Source organism: Marinomonas pontica, from assembly GCF_026191375.1.
GTDB classification, from domain to species: domain Bacteria; phylum Pseudomonadota; class Gammaproteobacteria; order Pseudomonadales; family Marinomonadaceae; genus Marinomonas; species Marinomonas pontica.
The window spans coordinates 55,356-62,295 of the sequence record NZ_JAODTL010000036.1; the positions used below are offsets into that span (position 1 = coordinate 55,356).

The 6,940-nt window shown below is 44.1% G+C and carries 8 protein-coding genes; 5 read left to right on the forward strand and 3 right to left on the reverse strand.

The genetic code is table 11. The features are described from left to right. Window positions 1–15 precede the first annotated feature (15 nt). From hemE to N5P32_RS08860, 3 genes are all read right to left on the reverse strand, one after another. A complete protein-coding gene (gene hemE / locus N5P32_RS08850; RefSeq protein WP_265728725.1) occupies window positions 16–1,116 on the reverse strand; it encodes a uroporphyrinogen decarboxylase in 1,101 nt (366 codons plus the stop codon). A gap of 165 nt (window positions 1,117–1,281) precedes the next feature. Then, window positions 1,282–2,040 carry a DUF2927 domain-containing protein gene (locus tag N5P32_RS08855; RefSeq protein WP_265728726.1) on the reverse strand — a complete coding sequence of 253 codons (759 nt, stop codon included), beginning with the start codon at window positions 2,038–2,040 and terminating at the stop codon, window positions 1,282–1,284. A gap of 10 nt (window positions 2,041–2,050) precedes the next feature. Next, entirely contained in the window at window positions 2,051–2,587 is a 537-nt protein-coding gene (locus N5P32_RS08860) for an NUDIX hydrolase (RefSeq protein ID WP_265728727.1), read from the reverse strand. 216 nt (window positions 2,588–2,803) lie between these two features. On the opposite strand from N5P32_RS08860, the gene astE reads away from it, so the two are divergent. The 5 genes from astE (at window position 2,804) to kdsA (ending at window position 6,929) form a co-directional block, all read left to right on the forward strand. Continuing rightward, complete coding sequence (astE, locus tag N5P32_RS08865; protein ID WP_265728728.1) at window positions 2,804–3,820, forward strand: succinylglutamate desuccinylase; 1,017 nt, start codon at window positions 2,804–2,806, stop codon at window positions 3,818–3,820. 129 nt (window positions 3,821–3,949) lie between these two features. Then, window positions 3,950–4,924, forward strand: coding sequence for a zinc ABC transporter substrate-binding protein ZnuA (gene znuA, locus N5P32_RS08870; protein ID WP_265728729.1), 975 nt, complete (start codon window positions 3,950–3,952; stop codon window positions 4,922–4,924). 139 nt (window positions 4,925–5,063) lie between these two features. Then, the gene (locus tag N5P32_RS18220) at window positions 5,064–5,342 is read left to right on the forward strand and encodes a hypothetical protein (RefSeq protein ID WP_409371094.1); all 279 of its coding nucleotides are present in this window, start codon (window positions 5,064–5,066) and stop codon (window positions 5,340–5,342) included. A gap of 2 nt (window positions 5,343–5,344) precedes the next feature. Further along, entirely contained in the window at window positions 5,345–6,037 is a 693-nt protein-coding gene (locus N5P32_RS08875; protein ID WP_409371095.1) for a KpsF/GutQ family sugar-phosphate isomerase, read from the forward strand. Window positions 6,038–6,062: 25 nt separating this feature from the next. Continuing rightward, a complete protein-coding gene (gene kdsA, locus N5P32_RS08880) occupies window positions 6,063–6,929 on the forward strand; it encodes a 3-deoxy-8-phosphooctulonate synthase (protein ID WP_265728730.1) in 867 nt (288 codons plus the stop codon). Window positions 6,930–6,940 lie beyond the last annotated feature (11 nt).

Genomic DNA, 6,940 nt, shown 5'->3' on the forward strand with positions numbered 1-6,940 from the left:
CCCCATTAATGTGACTTAAAGGCCGTTGAGCGCATCTAAGTCGTCGTATTTTGGTTCATGGTATTTGCGACCTAAATCATGAACCGCGTCGATCAAATACTTAGGGTGATCTGGGTTTACGAACTGATGGATGCCATGACCAAGATTAAATACATGCCCACTACCAGTCCCAAAGCCTGATAAAACATTTTCAACTTCACGTTCGATGACGTCCTTTCCAGCGTAGAGTACGCAAGGATCGATGTTGCCTTGTAATGCAACGCTGTCTCCAACGCGAGCTCTCGCCTCCGCGATGTCGGTGGTCCAGTCTAGGCCTAATGCATCGGCTCCTGTTGCCGCCATGTTTTCAAGCCATTGACCGCCATTTTTCGTGAAAAGAATCACAGGGATTTTTTTGCCTTCGTGTTCTCGGATTAGGCCATCAAGGATTTGTTTCATGTACAGCAAAGAAAACTGCTGATACATAGGACCACTTAATACACCGCCCCATGTGTCAAAAATTTGCAATGCTTGGGCACCGGCTAAAATTTGGCCATTCAAGTATGCCGTAACAGATTTGGCGATTTTGCTTAGTAGAGCATGTAGGGTTTCTGGTGAGCGGTACATCATGGCTTTGATGTGGCGGAAGTCTTTGCTTGACCCACCTTCGACCATGTAGGTCGCGAGTGTCCATGGACTTCCAGAAAAACCGATCAGAGGAACGTCTCCGTTTAACGCATGGCGAATAGTGGTAACCGCCTTCATCACATAGTCTAGATCATTGGCGGTGGTAACGGGGATGGCATCGACGTCCGCTTGATTTCGAATAGTGTGTTTGAATTTTGGGCCTTCTCCTGTTTCAAAGTACAGACCCAACCCCATTGCATCTGGAATGGTTAAGATGTCAGAGAATAAAATCGCCGCGTCAAGATCATAGCGTTTGAGTGGTTGTAGTGTGACTTCACAGGCGAATGAATCGTTTTTGCAAAGGCTTAAAAAATCTCCTGCCGTAGCGCGACTTGCTCGGTATTCAGGAAGATAGCGTCCAGCCTGCCTCATCATCCATACAGGGGTCGTATCGACAGGTTGTTTGAGTAATGCGCGCAAAAAGCGATCATTTTTTAGCTCAGGGAACATTAGGACTCTCCGGTGTGAATTTTCAGTTGGCGCATTTTACCTAACTTGGGAAGGAAAAGCAGAGTGAATAAAAACAATTTATGAGAAGGGCGCTTAAAAGACCAATAATATTGATCTATGGCAGACTTTTATTATCGCTATAGAAAGGCGATTTTGTCTGTCAGACTAGTCGCCCAAGTAGGTTTTTAGACTGTATTGTTGTACGCGTTGCGCGGCATTTTCTATGTCTTTATTGGCATGTAATTCTTTTAGTACATTGTTAAATGCGGCTTTTGTTTGTTCGACATTCATGCCAGGCTTGAGATGAGAAGAGTACAACGCCTTGAGTAAGATATAATCTAAAGGGCTTAAATAGGTATCAACACTGACATCATTGAACACGGAAGGAAATACGTCGTTGGAGTCGTTTGGAAGCCCCATTAATTGGGTGATTTCTTCGACAATACAGTCTAAGAAACGTGCTTTTCTACGAGCATAGTCAACCGGAATAATAATGCTGCCTTTTGTGATTTCGTAACGGCCATTGCGTCTAAAGTTTCCCAGACAAATGGCTTCGTTTAATGCAGTGCGGATTTTTTCAGGGTCACCTATGTATTGCCTGACTTTGTTTTCAACATTGTCATAATCGGTGAAGATAACAAAAATATTGGCGCGCTTAGGGTCATTCGTAAAATCAATGGGCACCCCTGTAATGTGGGACAGGTGCTGAGCGTGAACACTGAGCAGTTCTTTTTGTAGGCTGGCGTCGCCGCTGTCACTTTCGAAAAAGAGCTTTATTGGCTGAGTCCAGCGTATGAGCTTTGGGAATTTGGTTTCTTTGTATTCGCGTTCCAAGGCAATTTTGATAAAGCTGTCTTGAATATACGCATCGTTTTGCCATCTCTCCTCTCCAAAACTGAGGGAAGAGACACAAAAAACGAGCACCCAAAACGCGTTAAAGCGGATCATCGGGCTGGGGTTGGGTTAGCTGGTCGGCATAATGCTGCAATGCGCTTAACGAGTCAGGCGTGAACAATAGGTTGTCTGGGTTTTTTAAGATGGAATCGATGCTCATCTCATGGACGGAAGCGACTTCTTTAGGCTGAAGTGTGAGTGCGCCGTGCGCTTTTTCATCATAATGGCAGGTAAAGATTTTCCCCCAAATTTTAAAGCCTTCTCCCTCAGTTAGAAATACGCCTTGGCTTTCAAGAGGTGCGTCAAACCCAAGTTCTTCCTGAAGCTCTCGATGCGCAGAATCGATATAAGATTCGCCTTTTTCAACGACGCCGCCTGTGCTAACACCGAAATACCCAGGACAAAAGGCTTTGTCATCGGTTCGTTTTTGAACGAGTAGATTGCCCTTTGTGTTAAAGACCAGAATATAGGTGACACGATGGTAGTCTTTACCAAAGTTCATTAGTCGTCGTGGGATGTCGCCAATAATCTTGTTGCTTTTATCAACCAAGATAATGACTTCCTCAATGTCAGGCATAAAAATACTCAATGTGACGGTGAATACGGTATAAACCGAAAGGGTATCGGCATTTTATCTGAAAGAAAAGGTTTCTAAGGTATTTAAAAAAGGCGTTCGATGTAAAGAAAGCGACCTGTTTTTATGTTTTGTGTACAGCTTGATAAAATCTGCCTAAATGTGGATGCAAAAACGGTATGATAAATATTTATTTTAGGCGCAATTCGGTGAGAGAAAATGACCATTTTGAACAATGATTTTTTGGCCTTAACATTAGATAACCAAGATGCGCTGGTGCCGTTTCAATTTACGTTTCCTCAAGGTGATGCGTTTGTTGAAGATACGGGGATTTTACGTCTAGAGCCAAATGTTCCAAGCACTGTGAACTTGGTTGTCTCAGTAGGGATTCATGGAAATGAAACGGGGCCAATTGAACTGGTGAATCAATTGGTGACGTCTATTTTAGATGGGCGTGTATCGCTCAATGTTAGATTGTTAATACTGATCGGAAACCCTGTGGCGGCCAACGTGGGCAAGCGTTTTTGTGAGGTTAACTTGAATCGCTTATTCAATGGGGCTTGGCAGCAGTATGATGGCTTTGAATCGAAAAGAGCGGCACGGTTAGAAAAAGCCATAGAAGATTTTTTTGCTCCAGTAGCGAACGACGCACAGCAAATGAAACTGCATTATGACCTTCATACTGCCATTCGAGGTTCTGTGCATGAGAAATTTGTCGTGTACCCTTTTGTTAAAGATGGCATTTACAACCAAGAACAATTGGGATTTTTAGCCGCAAGCGGTATTGACGCCGTATTGTTGTCGCATCAACCAACAACGACGTTTTCCTATTACAGTCACGCTGTTCATGGTGCTCATGCTTTTACCGTTGAGCTTGGGAAGGTGTTTCCTTTTGGAGAAAACGATTTGACCCGTTTTGCGGATCTCAAGCAAAGTCTGATTGTGCTTTTTGAACAGGGAGTTTTGGCGCAAAGCGAGTGGTCTTCAATGAACGTGTTTCGTGTTCTGGATAGCCTGATAAAAGACGATGATAGTTATGTGTTGAATATTGCTGATGACGTTCGCAATTTCACGCAGTTTGAGGCTGGCTATCGGTTAGCGCACTCTAACAAAAGTGACTACCATATTGAGCAATCGGGTGATGCTATTGTCTTCCCTAATACGAATCTACCTATTGGTCAACGCGCCGGATTGATGGTTCGTCTGATTGATCCAAGTGCTTTAAAGCTGGGTTAAGCCTAGGCATACACGCAGTTTGACGGTGTTTTACGTTTTGTTAAGCAAAGAGATTTGAGCAAAATGGCTTGAATCTCTTTTTTTATATCGTATTGTTACGTTATAACATTTATTTGATGGTATTTAATAATGAATAAACTTCTCTTTGCGCTTGGCGTTTCAGCCTTGTCTCCCATTGCGTTAGCAAAACCTATCATAACCACCAGCATTAAGCCTGTTTCAATGGTTGTCGCGGCAATCGCAGGAGACAAAGCAGAGATACAGCAAATTGTTTCCAGTACCGCATCGCCTCATGATTTTGCAATGCGCCCTTCTGATCTGAAAAAAATCTTAAATGCAGATGTTGTCGTTTGGGTTGGGGAGTCTTTAGAGCGCTTTTTAGAAAAGCCACTTGAAAATGCAGGTAAAGAAAACTCGTCCATTGAGTGGCTAGCTTTAGAGGGCATGTCGTTGCATAACTTTGCTAAAGAGCATCATCATGATGATGAAGGCGAAGCAGAAGAAGGTCATCACGACGACCATGAAGCACACGAAGATCATGATCACGAAGCGCATGGTGATCATGATGAGCATGAAGGTCACCATCATGATGGTGTCGATCCGCATGTTTGGTTATCTCCTGATAACGCGAGAGTGTTGGCAAAAGCAGTGACAGCTCGTTTAGTATCTCTAGACGCTGCGAATGCTGAGTATTACAACGGCAATCTTGCGTCTTTTGAGAAGGGTTTGAGTGCGAAAGACGCTGAAATTCGCAGCGCGTTGAATAAGGTTAACAGTGTTCCTTATATCGTATTTCATGACGGTTATAGCTACTTTGAGCAGCATTATGGATTGAGTCATGCCGGTGAAATTACCGTGAGCCCTGAGCGCAAACCAGGCGCAAAGAAAGTGGCGGAGATTCGACATGAGATTGAGGAACACAATGTGCAGTGTGTGTTTAGTGAGCCACAATTCAGTCCAGCCATTGTAAAAACGTTACTGGACGGAACTGATGTTAACACCGCGCCTTTAGATCCATTGGGTGCTCAAGTGAAAATGGGAACCAATGCTTACTTGTCATTTTTAGACAGTTTGAGTGGCCAATTTTTGAGCTGCTTAGGCTAACGTTTCCCATCAGCACAACTTGCCTACTACCATCTCGCCTACCAAAGAGTGCCATGGAAATTTGCTCTTTAGTAGGCGACTTGCCTTGTCCTCTGTATAATAATGCCACTTTATGTGGATTACAGAGCAAAGAGGCTTTATGAGCGATTCATCCCTATCGAGTGTTCACTCCGATGTTCTTATTGCAAGTGCTCGACAAACCTTGTCAACACAAGCGCAAGCGCTAGCCAGTTTGGCCAATCGCGTCACTGATGAATTCCCCAAAGCGGTGCGTATGATACTGTCTAGCAAAGGCCGCACTGTTATCTGTGGCATGGGGAAATCCGGTTTAATTGGCAAAAAAATTGCGGCCACACTGGCTTCTACTGGCACACCGAGTTTTTTCTTCATCCTGGTGAAGCGTTTCATGGCGACTTAGGGATGATTCAAGCAGAAGACACCTTGGTGCTCATCAGCTACTCTGGAGAAACGGAAGAGTTAATGCGGTTGCTTCCTTCTCTGAAAAGCTTTGGTAACCCAAGTATTGCCTTAGTGGGCAACATGGATTCTACGTTAGCAAAACATTGTGATTGTGTTTTGGATATTTCCGTAGACAGAGAGACCTGCCCGAACAATTTGGCTCCCACCACCTCAACCACCATGACGACAGCAATGGGCGATGCATTGGCCGTGGCTTTGATGGAATGTCGAGACTTTCAACCTCAGGACTTTGCTCGATTTCATCCTGGTGGCAGCCTAGGCCGTAAGTTATTAACGCGTGTTAAAGATTTAATGCACAAAGATAATTTGCCTGTTTGTGCCCCAGAAACCACCTTGAAAGATGCCATTTCGGTCATGACCCAAGGGCGAATGGGGGTTGTCTTAGTTCAGGATGCTGGCAAGTTATTAGGGATTTTTACCGACGGTGATTTGCGTCGAGCTATGCTCAAAGAAAGTGAAGGCATGATCCATAAAACCATGGCTAGCCTGATGACGGCTAACCCAAAAACCATCAATGAGAATGTAATGATAGTGCAGGCTGAAGAGCAAATGTTGCGCGATAAAATTACTTTGTTAGTGGTGGTGGATGACGCCTTGCGTGTGTCAGGAATCTTAGAAATTTACGATCGCTAATTTAGACTCAAAAAACGGAGTTACCATGTTAAACACGTCACAAGCGTCAAAAGTTATTAAAATTGGTCAAAAAATCGAAGTAGCGAACCACCTTCCCTTTGTTTTATTTAGTGGCGTTAACGTATTAGAGTCCCGTGACTTAGCCATGCGCGTAGCAGAAGAACATGTAAAAGTGACGGAAGAGTTGGGCATTCCTTATGTGTTTAAAGGCTCTTTTGATAAGGCAAACCGTTCTTCTATTAACTCTTTCCGTGGACCTGGCATGGAAGAAGGTTTGAAAATCTTACAGGAGATCAAAGATACCTTTGGTGTGCCTGTGATCACGGATGTGCATGAAGAATATCAGTGTGCGCCTGTTGCTGAAGTCGCCGATGTTATTCAATTGCCAGCGTTCCTTTCTCGTCAAACCGATTTGGTTATCGCTATGGCTAAAACTGGGGCTGTTATTAACATTAAAAAAGCACAGTTTTTAGCGCCTCATGAAATGAAACATATCCTGACAAAATGCCAAGAAGCAGGGAATGACAACCTTATGCTCTGCGAACGTGGCACCATGATGGGCTACAACAACTTGGTGGTGGATATGCTTGGTTTTGGGGAAATGAAGAAGTTTGGTTTCCCTGTCATGTTTGACGTCACCCATTCTTTGCAGCGTCCAGGCGGTCGTGAAGATTCTGCGGATGGCCGTCGTGCGCAAGTCACTGAATTAGCTCGTGCAGGCATGTCTCTTGGTTTGTCTAGCTTATTCTTAGAAACGCACCCAGATCCTGATAATGCTAAATGCGATGGTCCATGTGCTTTGCCTTTGGGTAAATTAGCGCCATTCCTGAAGCAAATGAAGCAGCTTGATGAGCTGGTAAAAACCTTCGAAACATTGGATACGAGCGTTTAAGAAATGGATGC

Excerpts from the sequence above, each read along its gene's own strand:
- hemE (WP_265728725.1), bottom strand. The coding sequence starts at position 1,116 with ATGTTCCCTGAGCTAAAAAATGATCGCTTTTTGCGCGCATTACTCAAA.
- N5P32_RS08860 (WP_265728727.1), bottom strand. The coding sequence starts at position 2,587 with ATGCCTGACATTGAGGAAGTCATTATCTTGGTTGATAAAAGCAACAAG.
- astE (WP_265728728.1), top strand. The coding sequence starts at position 2,804 with ATGACCATTTTGAACAATGATTTTTTGGCCTTAACATTAGATAACCAA.
- znuA (WP_265728729.1), top strand. The coding sequence starts at position 3,950 with ATGAATAAACTTCTCTTTGCGCTTGGCGTTTCAGCCTTGTCTCCCATT.
- N5P32_RS18220 (WP_409371094.1), top strand. The coding sequence starts at position 5,064 with ATGAGCGATTCATCCCTATCGAGTGTTCACTCCGATGTTCTTATTGCA.
- N5P32_RS08875 (WP_409371095.1), top strand. The coding sequence starts at position 5,345 with ATGATTCAAGCAGAAGACACCTTGGTGCTCATCAGCTACTCTGGAGAA.
- kdsA (WP_265728730.1), top strand. The coding sequence starts at position 6,063 with ATGTTAAACACGTCACAAGCGTCAAAAGTTATTAAAATTGGTCAAAAA.